This is a genomic window from Nannocystis exedens (assembly GCF_002343915.1).
Taxonomy (GTDB): domain Bacteria; phylum Myxococcota_A; class Polyangia; order Nannocystales; family Nannocystaceae; genus Nannocystis; species Nannocystis exedens.
On sequence record NZ_NETK01000001.1, the window covers coordinates 2,945,298 to 2,958,714 of the forward strand.

Here is a 13,417-nt window from a genome sequence, read left to right on the forward strand (position 1 = left end):
GGTAGTCGGCGAAGTCGGCCATCGCCGCCTCGATCGGCTCGCCGAACACCTCGGCGAAGATCACATCGTCGACGTCGCCCTCGCCGACATCCAGGCCGGCACCCTGTCGAGCAGCGCAGTCCCGGCGGGCGCGATGACCCAGAGCGTCGCGGGCGAGGTGACGAGGAGCTCAAGCGCCGGCACGACCATCGGGGTGATCGCGATGGCCGGAATAGGCACTATGTCGGTCAGTCACCCTGACTGTAGGGATCGACGACCTTCTGGCAAGCTTCGTCAAGGTCGGGGCACTTGTCTCCCGCGTCAAATGCGTCATTGAAGTGCTGGAGGAATGCCTCGTACAGCGCCTTGGACTCCAGGCGCAGAAGGATCTCATCGTTGCGGAATTTTGCCGGACCGGTCCAATTGTGCGAACCGGTGAGGACAATGTACCGGGGCATCTCGGATCCAGCGAACTTTGCGTAGATCAAGACGTTTTTGTCATGTACGTTGTTGACCCTGCGCGGGATCTCGGCCGCGTCGAGCGTGGCCAGTGAGACCTTGCCGATGCTTCCAGCGACGACGCGGATCTTGCACCCACCTTCTGCAAGCTCCTTTAATCTTTTGACGAGGGCGTGTCGATCATTGCTAACGGCCATCTGCGCCACATGCACTCGGCACAAGTTATCGGGGGAAATTAGTTTCAACTGATTGAGGACCAAGTCGCTGTCAATTTCCGGGGAGATGTACACCCCGACCGGGCCGCTTTCGAAATGCCCATTGCCGTTCGGGACATAGTAGTCGTTGCCGTCGTCCGGCTCATCGTCGGCGAAGTCGCTTCCGAGTTCAAGGTCAAGAAAATAGTCATTGAAGAATTTGTAGAGCTCCTGGTTGCCGTAGATTGTGATGGCGGTGTTGAACGAATTGCCGCCTGTCTGTTTGGTGAGGTTCGCCGAACTGATCCACACCACGTGCGAACGGGGCAGCCCGTCAGGGTCCTTGGCTTTGCTGAACGTGAAGAACTTGCTGTGCATGGAACCGGCATGGTGTGATGCGATACATCCATTGTAGCTGTAATCTCCCTCGTCCTTGTTCTCGCCATCCGTGCCGTTTCCGCAGAAGTGATGTTTGTTACGCAGAAGCCTGTGCAGGGCCTGGGCGGCAGCGTGCTCCTTTTTTTTATGGTCATATTGGTCGTGCCCGTCGTGTACGAGGCGAATGTCAATCTTGTTCGATTCTTCCGCCTTCTGGAAAGCTTTTAGGAAGCGCGGGAGGTCGAAACTGTAGATCGCGCCGCGGATTGTCTGCGGCACCTGGTCGTGGAATTCTTGGGTGCTGGCGATGAGGCGTTCGATCTCCAAGAGGATGGTTGGATCCTCTCCAAGCTCGTTTTGGTCCTTCTCGAATTTCTTCTTCGGCCCCTTTTGCGTTGGATACGGCGGAGAATCGGGGTTGGTAAAGTGAACCCAGGCGTCCACGCCGGGCGTCTCGTCGAGGTTGGCAAATCCGGAGGGCGCGCTGTCGGGCTCCTTGCCCTCCGTCATCGGGTCGCAGGCGGCAACGGCGAGGGCGAGAGCGAGGTACGAGGGGTGGGCTTGGAGACGTGGCATTCGTCAGTCGTTGCATTGGCGCGTTGAAAAAGCAAGCGCGCGGCAGCGAAAGCGTTTGCGAGCGCATTTAATGCGGTGACGCCATTGCATGGTGTAGCGATGGGTGGCAGGATGCATGACGTTCATATGCGTCGACATAAGCTGCGCAGGTCGGTCTGCTTCACACAGACGGTGCGGTGCCACCTCCAGTCCCGGATGCCCCGTCGTGAAACGTCCGATGGCGCGGCGGGACTCCGCCAGCCAGCACCGCAGCGGTGACGACGGCTACTTCGCAGCGACGTAGCTGTCGCCGGCGGGGCGAAGGCCGTTACCCGAGCGCCTGACGCGCGTCGAGGTCGAGATCCTGCCGATCGACGTCGAGCTCGATGAACTCGACGCGTTTATGCGGATCGGCGAGGAGGTCAGCGAGGTGCTCGAGCGCCTGCCGGGTCGCTGTTTGTGACGCGCATCGTGCGGCCGAAGTTTGTCCGCGAGGTGACCGAACACCCTCGAGACGTCCGAGCGACCGATCGAGCGCGGGCTCGCCGGCCGCGGCCTGCTCGCCGACACAGTCGTGCGCTGGTTGCAAGACCACCTCCCGTTGCACGAGAAGGCCACACATACATGATGGTATGTTCAGGCTATGTCAACCAACCTGGAGTGAACGGCTTGTGGCAGCCTCAGGGGCGACGGAAGGACGCGACGATGGAGAGCTCTCCAACCCCCTCGCCCCACGGGCGGACCTCTCCAACCCCCTCGCCCAGCGGACGGACTTGGTCCGAGCACAAGGAGGTCGGGGCCGACTTCATCGGCGAGGTGATCGACGGCCGCTACCAGGTCGTCCGCCGGCTGGCCAAGGGCGGCATGGCCCATGTGTTCCTGGCGAAGGACCGGACGCGCAAGTGCCATGTGGCGATCAAGATCCTGCACCGCGCCAGCGCATCGGCGCGGCGCCGCTTCGAGCTCGAGGCCCAAGTCCTGAGCAACATCCAGTGCGAGTACATCGTCCGCGCGATCGCGTTCGGGGAGACTGCGGACGGCCAGCTCTACCTGGCGCTCGAGTACCTCGAGGGCGAGACGCTGTCGCAGCGGCTCGCTCAAGGCCCGCTGCCGTGGCGCGACGTGGCACGGTTCGGCGTGCAGATTTCGACCGCCCTGCATGTCCTGCACGCAGCGGGCGTGATCCACCGTGACCTGAAGCCGGACAACATCATGATCGCGATCGGCGCCGATCGATCGGTCGCGAAGGTGATCGATCTCGGCCTCGCCAGCGTCGGCGCTCCCTTTCACGAGGCTCAGAATGCGCGCTTCGCCTCGCAGATGTCGCCGCGACTCAAGTCTCAACTCGGCCACCGGATCGGCACGCCCGAGTATCTGCCGCCCGAGGCGGGGCACTGCGACGCCACGCCGAGCCTGGACGTGTTCTCGCTGGGGACGACGCTCTACCAGCTCTGCACGCAGCTCTTGCCGCGCATGACCAGGCTGCGATCGATCCACGAGGTGGTGCCGGGCAGCGACGCGCCCGAAGATCTGTCCCGGCTGCTCCGCGCGGCGCTCGAGCCGGACGCCGGCGACCGCCTTCCGTCCGTGGATCATATTCGTCGCGGACTCGAGGCGATCCTCGCCATGTTCCCGGCGACGCCAGCGCCGAGGCGCCTGTTCGGCGGCTGCTACGACAAGCTCCAGGTCATCGGCGTCGGCGCCAGCGCGATCGTCCATCGCGCCTCGGATCGCCGGCTGTCACGCGAGGTCGCCCTCAAGGTGCTGCGCAGCGCCGACCCGGGCGAGGATGACGTGATCCGATTCCTGCGGGCGGCCAAGATCCTGTCGGCGCTGCACCACCCCAACATCCCGCGGATCCTCCACTGCGGCGAGGACGGCACGGAGCACTTCTTCGTGACAGAGCTGTGCTCCGGCGTGCCCGCGACGGACCTGGTCCGCCCCGACAAGCACCTGCGCGTGGACGAGGTGATCACGATCGGTCGCCAGCTCGCGGGCGCGCTCGCTGCCACGCACGCCGCCGGCCTCGTCTACCGCGACCTGCATGCCGGCAATGTCCTGATCGAGCGGGGGGAGACGCCCAGGGCGTGGCTATTCGACTTCGACCAGGCGCAGGTGTCGCCCGATTTCTACGCGCGCCTCACGGAGCGCTGGGCGACCCCACCCGAAGATCGCGTGGAGCCGGCGAAGGAGAAGCCGTTGCACCGCATGGACTACGCGGCTCCGGAGGTGCGCTCCGGCGGGGCGTTCACCGCCGCCAGTGACGTGTACGCGCTCGGGCTGCTGCTGTACCGCCTGCTCACCGGCCTGCGCCCGTTTCCCGCAGATGGCGGCGAGGCGATCTCGCCGCGCAGGGTGTGTCCGGCATGCTCCCGTGGCCTCGAGCGCCTGCTGCTGTCCATGCTGAACCCCTCGCCGGGCGCTCGGCCGACGCTCGCCGCGATCGAGATTGCCCTGGCTGACGAGCAGGCCGAACTCGAGGCGGAGCTGACCGCGGAGCGTGAGGAGACACCGACGCCTGCTGCGACAACGTCGACCGCCGCAAGCCAGCCGGCCGCAATGCAACCGGCGGAACCCCTTCCGAGCGTGGGGCCAACAGCGTCGCCCCCGACAGCGGCGGGACCATCATCCTCGTCCGTGGCGACTCAGACGGCGGCACAGGCCCCGACAGCGGCAGCACCGACCACGTCATCCCACTCGAGGCGCCTCTTCGCTCTGCTGGCGCTGACGATCACCATCGCCACGGCGGTGATGATCCCGCTCGCCGTCGTGTCACGCGACGAAACGTCGGTCGCACCAATTGAACGCAAGGAATTAGAGACTCTGACCTCCTCGATCCGCGAAGCGACGTCCAGTGCGTCCACGCCTGCGCTTGACGTGGCCCCGATCGCGGAGCGCCCGACCGCCGCGGAGCCCGAGCCCGCGGCCTCGCAGAGCGGCGAGACACAGCCCCGCACGAGTCATCAGGAGAGCGTCGCGCCGACGAACACGGCGCGGCCGCGCAAACCGCCGCCTGCCCAAACCCCGACACCCGCCGGGACCTGGGAGGCCCGCATGCACGACGCCGAGACGCGCGCGCGCAGGTGCCTCGACGCTGCCGGGGCCAAACCTCGCCGCGTCGTCGTGATTCTGGCGCCCGGTGAGCCTGCCGAGTTCAGCAACGTCCCGTCCGACTCGCTGCACGCGCGGTGTATCCGCGACGCACTCGTCGGCCTTCACGTTCACGCCGAGACCCCCCGCCGCCACGTCTTCTTTGATGCTACGTAGCAGCCCGCCATGCTGATGCGCCTCACGCTCGCCCTGACGATGCTCGCGCCGCCATCACAGCAGGCGGCCGACGCGGCCTTCAACGCCGGAGACTTCCGCAAGGCGCTCGACCTCTTCCGCGAGCTGGCCGCTGACCCGAGCGTCCACCGCCCGGACGCACTTCACGGCGCGCACGCTAGCCTCATCGCCCTGCACGGAGCGACCGGCGAGGGCGAACACCTCTGCCACGCTCTCGAGCTGACCCGCGAGCTGTTGGCAAGCGGGCCGTTCGCGGACGCCGAGGAGCGCGCGGCATGGACAGAGATCGAGGCCCGGGACGTCGACAGGGTCAAGCGGGCAGGTGTCACCTGCGCCGCCGCGACGTCGGACACGACGCCCGCCGGAACCCCCGTCGCAACGACAGATTCCTCTGCCAGCGGGTCCCCCGCCGGGTCACTCGCCGCAGCGAGCCAGCCGCCATGGCCGCAAGCGGGTGAACCCAACGTCGATGCACTGCTGCCGGTGAAGGGGCGCCCCCCTTCAGCCCGGTCGACCGCGCTGGGGCGAGGCCGCGAACTGCTGATCGCCGGAGGCGTGACCCTCGGCGTCGGTGTTGGTCTCGCCACCGCCGCCGGCGTCCTGGGCGGCCGCATGCTCGACATCTGGCGCGAGGCCGACGCTCTGTACGAAGCGAACGGCCCCGTCGGCCCCGACACGGTGGCCGACCAGAGCGCCGCTCTCGCCCGTGACTATCATCGGCTGCAGGCGCCGATGCTCGCTACCGCTGTCATCGGCGGGAGCGCTCTCGTCGTCGGTGCCGTGCTGACCGGCGTCGGCGCAAAGCGCCTCTCGCGTGCGACGTCCCGCGCCGCTCTCCTGCCCGCACCCGGGGGCCTCGTCCTCCGCGCTCGCTTCTGACGTGCTCTACCGAGGCCCCGATGTCCACGCTCTCCCGCTTCCTGACGCTGCTCGCCCCGTTCTGCCTCGCTGGTTGCCCGATCCCGGAGGTCGCGCACTGCGCCGACTACGACCTGTGCCCTGCTTCATCCGGCTCGACCGCCGTGAGCACCGGGGGCGATCCGATGCTGCCGACCGGCGAGGTCCAGACCGTCACCAGCGCCGGCGAGGTGACGACCACGACCACGACGACGGCGGCGCCCAGCACGACGGGTGACCCGGTGGTGCCGTCCGTGCTGTCGGTGATGTTCACGCCCGAACCGCTCGAGCAGGTCGGGATCATCGACGTCGAGGTCGTTGCCGAGGACGCGGACCACGTCCGCATGGATCGCCCCGGATTCGAGTCGGTCGAGCTGACCAAGGGTCCCGACGTGCACTTCCACGGTGCGATCGAGATCCTCAGCGGCCTGTCCAATGGGACACATGAGGCGAGCTTCGTGCCGCGGCAGGAAGGAACCGAGGGGACGCCCGAGATCGGTTACTACACCGTGGCGCTCCCGGAGGCCGGCTCCGAGATCTTGTGGGACGTGGTCCCGGACGACGGCCTCGGCCAGGTCGACGCGCTCGCCGTCCTCGGCGACGACGCGATCGTCGGCCTCGGCACCGTGTTCGACGGGAACAACACCCCGCACTGCTACGCGCACCGCCGCAACCTCGACGGGAGCTACAGCGGCGCCGACGTGCAGGTCCTGTTCCCGGAGTACCCCTGCACCGCGGTCGACATCGAGATCGTCGGCGACACGATCGATCTGCTCGTCACGGTCACGGGCGGCGACGGACCGCGCTGGCGCCTGGCGACGATGGTGTGGGGCCAGGCGGCGCCGACCGTCCTTCGCACGGGCGAAAAGGACGAGGTCGCCCGCGCGCTCGCCCGCGACACGAACGGCAAGCGGGTGGTCTGTGGCACGGACCCATCGCCGGGGCTGATGGACAAGATCGACGGGCGGGTCTGGACGCTCAACGGGCCGTCGAGTGAGCTCGACTACCGCCCGACCCCGGAGTGGCACGTGTTCGACGAGACTGTAATGGACTGCACATTCCGGGGCGACCAGTTGGTCCTCGTCGGCGAAGTGTATGGGCCGCACGAGGAGACCGATCCCCCGACGTGGCGCAAGCGTCCGTTCATGGTCGAGCTCGACGGCCAGGGCGGCGAGCCGCACTGGATCGTCTCAGGCCTCGGGCCGGGCAACACGACACAGGGAGGCGCGAGCACACTGGTGATCGACGATCAGGGCCGTGCCGTCGTTGGGCTCTACACCTGCGCCGACGCGTGCGACCCCGAGCCGGAGCTGCGGCTCTACGAGCCCGGCGGTGGCGTCGTATGGCAGGTGACGCTGCCCGCCGAGGTCTCGGTGCCGTTCGACCTCACGTGGAGCCCCGCAGGCTACGCCGTCATCGCCGGAGCCCATGGCACCGGCAACACGACGCAGTTTCTCCTTCAGGGTTACGTGCCCCACACCTACGGCCCCGCGTGGACGTTCGTCAAAGGGAAGCAGGCCGGCCTGCATGTCGCGTTCGCGGTCGCGGCCACCCCAGACGTCGTGGTCGGCGCCGGCCTCGGCACGGGTGGCTATCCGGCGTTCGCGTTCGTCGAGCCCTGAGAGCGGCGAGGTTCGCCGGGAGTCGGGGACCTACTGCGGGATGAACTTCGAGCAGGCGGTCTCGACGAGATCGGTGGCGATATCAAACCCGGGCCCGTAGTCCGGATCGTTCCGGCTGATCCAGTGCGAGTACTGGAACCGCGACACGAGGTCACAGTCCCGGTCGTACTGGCCCAGATCCGGATTACTCCAGCACTCGCCAGCGATCTTCGTGGGACCGATGCCGAACATCACCACCGACCCCTCGTCGCCGAGCTTGGCGTCGATCACCGCCTGCGCCCACTCGGCCGGAGTGCCCTCGGAACTGAAGTCGCCGGTGACGGAGGCGAGGGTGACGACGAGGAGCGCATCGTCGCGGAGAAAGCCCTCGTTGCAACCGCCGGGGCCGTTCAACTCCGGGCGCACCGCGTGGACCAGCGCCTCCCCGAGCAGGTCACCGCCGTCCGTGCCTACCTGGGCGATGCAGGCGAAGCTCTCGGGCAGGTCAGGCGTTTCCCGCGTCAGGTAGCGGCGGCCATCTGCGATCTCGCAGGGCTTGTTGGGGGCGTTCTCGCCGGCGTTGAACACCGCGCCCGCGCCCCAGGTCGTGTCGCACTCGGGGACCTTCCCGACCATCTCGCAGGCGTACTCGTCTGGGGCCTGACAATCCGTGAAGGGACCCGGGCACTCCGCATTGCAGGCCAAGGAGCCCCACAGCGGATCGCCCTTGACGACCATGATGTGGTAGTCGAACTCGGCGAACTTAGTCTGGATCGTATCGAGGAACTTCGGGACCGCGTCGGCGAGCTGCGCCTGAACCGCGTCCATGAAGTCGAAGCGAGAGATAACGAAGAGGAAGTCGATCTTCCCCTTGCAGCCCTCGGGCTGGAGCGGGCCGAGGTCGTCGCCGCTACCGACGTCGAGGATGAGCGTCGTCCCGCCGGTGCTCGCGCCGCCGCTGCCGGAGCCGGTCGACAGCTCGCCGTCCGTCGTGGAGCTCGATCCGCCACTCGAGGAAGTGGTGGTCGAGTCGGATGTCGCTGGGCTCGCCGGCGCAGTGGTAAACGGTGACGTGTCGGTCTGCGACGGCTGGCAGGCGAGCGTGAGACTGAGGGCGAGGAGAGGCCGGGACCATGGCCACATGCTCCAAAGGTAGCCCACGGCGCGCGGAGCGTCCACGAGCCGGCGACCGCGGTTCCCAACCACCAACACAATGATCATCCGGGCCGTCGACTGGCGACCCCAGCGCTTGCTGATCGCCCACCCCGCCGCGAACAGGCCGCCGGAGCCGCGGCTCCAGCCACCAGGTCGGTGTCTCGCCTGGCGGGCGGCTCTCACCTCGCGGTGGTGTTCGCCACGAAGGTTGCCGGCCCTCGCGCACGACCTCGGGCGGCAGCACCTCGATCTCGACCCGCGGGAGGTTCTCGGGCAGCGGCCGGCGGCCGCGAGAGCGCCGCCGGCCGGGCGCAGGGCGATCGACCTCGGCGTCGTCGGCGTCTTCTTCCTCGGCGTCGTCGAGCTCGACCTCTTCCTCGACCTCCTCGACGACGACGTCGCGGCCGGCGAGCATCATCTCGAGGATCTGCAGCGCGAGCTGGGGGACGTCGCCGGCGGTGAAGCGCTCGGCCTTCTTGCCGACGACGAGCAAGTCCATGTAGAGCTTCTTGTACCGCTCGCGCTCGGCGGTCAGCTTGTCGATCGCGTCCGCGTGCTCGCGGATGCGGCCCTCAAGTTCATGGCGGACGAGCTCGACGGCGGTCACGTCTCCTACGTACGCTTCCGAGACCCCTTGTAGGTCCCCGGCCGGCCCGCGTCACGACGCAGCTCGCCGGACGCTTACTCGCGCTCCTCGAGCGTTCCGGTGACTCCCGCCTGCTGGTAGTGGCCGCCGCTGCTGAGCCTCTGGCTTCTGGAGGTACATGCTCGCCGTGCCCCATCGTGATGGGAGGGGGCGGAGTGTCGTGAGGTCTCGGCATGCAGACGAGACCGATGGAGAGTCGATCGGCCGCTCGTCGACGCACGCTCGCTAGCTCGCGGACGCGAGCGGCGTCACTCGCTCTGGCAGACGCCGACGTACTCGTAGGGCGGATCGAACGGGCTGCAATCGCAATTGGCCGTCCCGTCGGTCCTGCACAGCTTATTACAGCACTCGCCGCAGACCGGGTCGAAGATCGTACAGACGAGCCCCGCCCCGCACGCAACGTCGTAAGTACATTCTTCGTGATATCCGGGCGCGTTCGGCATGTTCGCACACTGGAATTCGTTCTCGATGCGCAAGCACTGCTCGCTCGCCTCGCAGCCGGCATGGGAAAGCGGATTGCACAGCCCGGGCGCGTGGCAGTCCGGGCAGCTCGGGCCGTCGCAGACTTCGTCGTCGCTGACGATGCCGTCGCCACAGCCAACGAACTTGCAAGTACCGGCCTGGCACTGCTCCTCGGCGCCGCAGTCCGTGTCGTCGTCGCAGAGGAAGCACGCGGGCTCGTCCGGATACACCATGTGCGCCGACTTGAGGCCCGTCTGACAAGCATTTAGGCACTGCTCGGCCGTCTCGGGCGACCCTTGCCAACATGGCGCATCGGGGCCGAAGCCCATCTGGGCGGCCGGCAGCGCCGCAGGATCGGTTGCCGCGATACAGTTCAGATAGCGCTCGCACGACACCTGCGAGACTCCGCCGGTGTCCGGCCCGCCGGAGGTCGGACCATCGGTCTCCGACATCCCCGTCGCGCTTTCCGTCGCGCTCTCCATCGTGCTCCCGGACCCGGTAGGCTCGGTGCTCGGGTCCCCCTCGCTCGAAGGGGCACCAGTTGGCCCCTGGCTGGACGAATTCGCCGTGGCCGCGGTCGCCTGACCGCTCGCGGATACGCTGTCGAGTGGGTCCGAGTCATTCGAACAGGCGACGATCAGCAGCAGCACCGAGATCGCGCCGGACAGACAATGCAATGCGTTGGGACGCCAGAAAAGCATTGCGCATGCTACTCCAGGCGCAGATCCGGCACAAGCTGGGATTCGCAGCGTTCGCCGCTGCCCGGACCTGCAATCGAGCTTCTTCGGAGCGATCGCTGCGTTCGTGTCGCCTGGCGAAGCCCAGACAGAGAAGGCGCAGTTGGCGCGGGCTATGAATGAGCGTTCCTGGACGCCTGGGAGCGACAAGCCGTAGCCAGCGGAAGACCGCCGGTCAGTTACGATGGTCGTCATCCTCCCCAAGGGCGCGGAGGAGCTTGCGGCCGACCTTGTTCGGGTCGTTCCGGCCGAGCACCTTGGCGACCTATGTGCCCATCTGCAGCCCCCCCCCTCGAGGCCGGCCCAAACGAAAACTGCCGTTACTCCAGGATGGATTTGCGGCTCCAGCGCTTGCTGATGGCCCACCCGGCGGCGAACAGGCCGCCGAACGCGGCGGCTCCGGCCGCGAGGTCGCGCCAGTCGGGACCAGGGGCAACGGCCCCGCCCTGGCCGCGCCCAGACTCGTCGTCCTGGCCCACGTGGTCCAGTGCCCCGGGTACAAAGGTTGCGACCTTCGGTTTCCACGCAGGTGGGACCGGGTCCCCGATCTTGAGGGGAGGCAGCTCCGGCGGATCGCCGGGCTCGCTCTCGCTGAGGCGGAGGTTCTTGGAGCCCGAGACGTTGTTCGGCAGCGCGGGCACACCGGATTTGAGGAGAAGACCACGCCAGTCCTGGCCCTCATGGGTCTCGCCCTCGGGCACGTCGAGCATGTTGACGTAGAAGCGATCGTCGCTGGTCAGCAGCAGCGCGCGCTGCTTCTTGAGCAGGTCGAGCAGGGCCTTGTTCTCGTCCCCCACGAACGCGGCGTCGGTGTGGCGGACGTAGGCGCAGACCAGCGTGCGGTGCAGGTCCGACCGCTGCCGCTCTTGCAGCTTGTTGAGCACGTCGCGAATCGCGGGGTTCCGGTAGTAGATGGTCCCCATGCAGTCCTGGAAGCCCTTGCTCGGCTCACTCAGGATCGGCAGGAACGCGCCCGAGTGAGCGCTGCCCGGGTAGAGGTTGGCCGCCTTGATCTGCTGACGGTAGCGGCCGGAGGGGATCGGATACTTCGTGAAGACCGGCTTGAGGTTGGTGCCGCCGGACTGCCGGCAGGCCCAAGAGCCGACGCCGTAGTACACGGCGCTGCCGAAGAAACCCTCGAGGTTCATGTTGTCGGCGTTGCCATCCGCCTTGGCCTTGAGGAATTTGGCGTACCAGGGGAAGACGCGCTCCCGGAGGTAGTCGATTCCCGCGTCGCAGTAAGCCTTCCACGCCGCATGCATGCGCGGCACGTCGAGCCGGTAGAGGTACGGCGAACCCGTCCGCGTCGCCCACTCCCACGCGAGCGCGCCGAGGCGCGCCGTCGCGGGGTAGAAGGACCCGGTGTCGATCACGTACTGCGCGCCGCTCATGGGGTTGGCGGCAGTCATGGGACCCCGCGGGTCGTCGCCCCCTTTGAGGAAGTTGCTGAACGCGTGGCCTCGCGGGTCCAGGTTCACCTGGATCACCGACGTCAGGATCGACGTACCCGGGATCAGGCCGACGCCGCCGCTCGGGACGAACGCCTCGGCCTGGTCGCCGCCAAACTCGTCGCTCCACTTGGTCTTCTTGCCCGGCGCGAACGCGAAGCCCTTATCGCGCTCGATGCCGACCCACTCACCCTGGAACCGCGGCAGGAACACGGGGGTCCAGTCCTGCGTGACCAGGATCGAACGCAAGTGGTTCTGCACGAGGCCGCTGTCCGTGACGCTGTCCGCGGTCTGGAGCGGGGGGAAGGTCTGGTACAACGCCTCGCGGACGGCCGCCTCCTTCTGGTTGAGCGTCTTCTTCTGCGCGTCGAGGATCGAGTGGATCGCCTTGCCGAGCGCGACCACGGCCGCGCCGATCTGGCCGACGACGGGGATGGCAGTGCCCACAGCGGCGAGGCCCACGCCGAGAGCCACAGCAGCGCCGGCCTTCACCTTCGCGGCGGCGTCCTCGCCGTTGAAGACCTCAAGCACGTCCGCCTCGGAGAGCGACGACGCGATCGGCGAGCTCTGGATTGTCGCGCGCAGGCCGGACAGTAGATCGGTCGGGAAGTTGACGAGCTTCCCCGCCTGGGTGCCGAAATTGGATGCCAGGTCGTAGAGGAGCATGCGCCCTCCCTGCCGCAGATCCATGGTCTGTTTGGCCAGGATTTGCGCCGCTTGGTCGATGCCCAGGGCGGCACGGATCGATGGGTCGCTCCAAGCATTCTGGAGCTCCTGGTGGGAGGGCATCGCCGAGTCGAAAAACGCGAATGAGTCGAGGACCTTGCCGAACACAAGCTCATGCTCTGAAGTCCCGATCTTGAGCGCTACCATTGCTAGTCTCCTCGTAGATCCACCTGGCAAAGGTTGCTCTCCGAGCAGACGTAGTCCGCCGGGCAAGAGTCCGTGCCGAAGACGCAAGCAACCTCGCAGTACCCGTTGATCGAACACGTGGCAGGCTTGCCAGACATCGGAGGGCAATCCGTGTCGGTCGAGCACTTCGGCAAACACACGCTGGACGTCCAGACGGGGAAGCCGGAGGGGATACAGCCGCCACCGTCTTCGCACCGCTCGGGTAGGCACCCGCACGCGGGGTAACTCGGGTCCACCTCGGGCCCTCCCTCGAAGCCCTCGGTGCATTGATCCCCGCCACCTGTGGACGACGACGTCGAGTCGTCGCCGCCGGGGTTCTTGCAGCCGAAGAGGAAGCAGAGGGCGGACAGGGCGATCATGGGGGCGTTGCGCATGTTCGCTCCTTACCATGTCTGGCCCGAGGACGGCCACTGGCGGCCCTGTTGTGGTGCGCCGGCATCACGCCCTCTCCCCCAGGTGGACCGCGTCGGGACCGTCGACTGCGACACGGGCGACGATGCAGGGCCCGACAGCCTCGAGGCAGCAGCTCGCCCGCACGGTCATCGAGCGCCAGGGCGTGAGGTCGACGCCGTTGCACCTGGCCCGGCCCGAGACCAGGACCACCGCGATCGCGCGGTGCTCGAGCACCTCCACGGAGGACTCGCCAGGACCGAGCACGACCGTGTCGAGGCGGAAGGCGCCGAGGGTGAGAAGGGTTCGGTCGAGCATT

Annotated in this window: 9 protein-coding genes and 1 pseudogene; 3 read left to right on the forward strand and 7 right to left on the reverse strand. The window is 67.3% G+C overall.

Going from position 1 to position 13,417, the window contains the following annotated elements; all coding sequences use genetic code 11:
- Positions 1-227: 227 nt before the first annotated feature.
- Together NAEX_RS11420 and NAEX_RS11425 are read right to left on the reverse strand one after the other, a co-directional pair.
- Positions 228-1,586, reverse strand: a complete 1,359-nt coding sequence (locus NAEX_RS11420; protein WP_096327541.1) for a phospholipase D-like domain-containing protein — start codon at positions 1,584-1,586, stop codon at positions 228-230.
- Positions 1,587-1,893: 307 nt separating this feature from the next.
- A complete protein-coding gene (locus tag NAEX_RS11425) occupies positions 1,894-2,172 on the reverse strand; it encodes a hypothetical protein (protein WP_143141501.1) in 279 nt (92 codons plus the stop codon).
- Positions 2,173-2,381: 209 nt separating this feature from the next.
- Between NAEX_RS11425 and NAEX_RS11430 the strand changes: the two genes are divergently transcribed.
- The 3 genes from NAEX_RS11430 to NAEX_RS11440 are packed head-to-tail and all read left to right on the forward strand — an operon-like array spanning position 2,382 to position 7,369.
- Entirely contained in the window at positions 2,382-4,832 is a 2,451-nt protein-coding gene (locus NAEX_RS11430) for a protein kinase domain-containing protein (protein WP_170135649.1), read from the forward strand.
- 9 nt (positions 4,833-4,841) lie between these two features.
- Complete coding sequence (locus NAEX_RS11435; RefSeq protein WP_096327544.1) at positions 4,842-5,729, forward strand: hypothetical protein; 888 nt, start codon at positions 4,842-4,844, stop codon at positions 5,727-5,729.
- Between the two features lie 20 nt (positions 5,730-5,749).
- Positions 5,750-7,369: a hypothetical protein gene (locus NAEX_RS11440; RefSeq protein WP_096327545.1), complete on the forward strand. Its 1,620-nt coding sequence runs from the start codon at positions 5,750-5,752 to the stop codon at positions 7,367-7,369.
- A gap of 30 nt (positions 7,370-7,399) precedes the next feature.
- Here NAEX_RS11440 and NAEX_RS11445 read toward each other — a convergent pair whose 3' ends face one another.
- From NAEX_RS11445 to NAEX_RS11465, 5 genes and pseudogenes are all read right to left on the reverse strand, one after another.
- Entirely contained in the window at positions 7,400-8,491 is a 1,092-nt protein-coding gene (locus NAEX_RS11445) for a hypothetical protein (protein ID WP_245913680.1), read from the reverse strand.
- A gap of 319 nt (positions 8,492-8,810) precedes the next feature.
- Positions 8,811-9,002, reverse strand: a pseudogene (locus NAEX_RS54460) (hypothetical protein); the annotation flags it as partial.
- Positions 9,003-9,397: 395 nt separating this feature from the next.
- Entirely contained in the window at positions 9,398-10,063 is a 666-nt protein-coding gene (locus NAEX_RS11455; RefSeq protein WP_143141500.1) for a hypothetical protein, read from the reverse strand.
- Between the two features lie 605 nt (positions 10,064-10,668).
- Positions 10,669-12,669: a hypothetical protein gene (locus tag NAEX_RS11460; RefSeq protein WP_143141499.1), complete on the reverse strand. Its 2,001-nt coding sequence runs from the start codon at positions 12,667-12,669 to the stop codon at positions 10,669-10,671.
- A 477-nt stretch (positions 12,670-13,146) separates the two neighbouring features.
- Positions 13,147-13,416, reverse strand: coding sequence for a hypothetical protein (locus NAEX_RS11465; protein WP_143141498.1), 270 nt, complete (start codon positions 13,414-13,416; stop codon positions 13,147-13,149).
- Position 13,417 lies beyond the last annotated feature (1 nt).